Source organism: Bacteroides sp. DH3716P (assembly GCF_025914115.1).
Taxonomy (GTDB): Bacteria; Bacteroidota; Bacteroidia; order Bacteroidales; family Bacteroidaceae; genus Bacteroides; species Bacteroides ovatus.
In genome coordinates this window covers 6,636,752-6,637,215 of record NZ_CP083673.1, presented here as the reverse complement: position 1 = coordinate 6,637,215, position 464 = coordinate 6,636,752, and the positions used below count along the sequence as shown (strand labels likewise).

The following is a 464-nucleotide window of genomic DNA, read 5'->3' as shown; positions in this document are numbered from 1 at the left end:
AAACAGTTGTCAATTGGGAGTTGCTGTTGATTGACGATTTTAGCGAGGATTACTCGAGCAAATTGTGCGATGAATATGCGATACAGGATTTTTTTTTTTTTTCAAGCAGAAGACGGCATACGAGATGTAGAGAGGTCTCGTGGGCTCGGCGCGCATGCGGAGGGCACCGGGCTCGCGCCGGTGCGGCAGGCGGCGAAGCCCGCCGTAACGGAAGAGGAGAGCCATGTCCCTGAGACGACTGCCGCAGCCTCGCGCGCTTGAGCGCCCGGCGGGCCTGACGACCGGCTGGGACGCCCCGTCGACCGTGCTGGCGGCCTGGGCGGAGCGGCCGATGGCGGCCGAGGCCGACGATCCGGCGACGATCTCGATCTACGACGTGATCGGCGTCGACTGGTGGACCGGCGAGGGGGTGACCGCGAAGCGGGTCGCCGCGGCGCTGCGCTCGATCGGCGAGGCCCCGGTGA

At 64.9% G+C, this 464-nt stretch carries 1 protein-coding gene; it reads left to right on the top strand.

Annotated elements, in window-relative coordinates; genetic code table 11:
• Positions 1-223 precede the first annotated feature (223 nt).
• A partial coding sequence (locus KQP79_RS25855; RefSeq protein WP_264386609.1) for a hypothetical protein occupies positions 224-464 on the top strand: 241 nt, incomplete at its 3' end.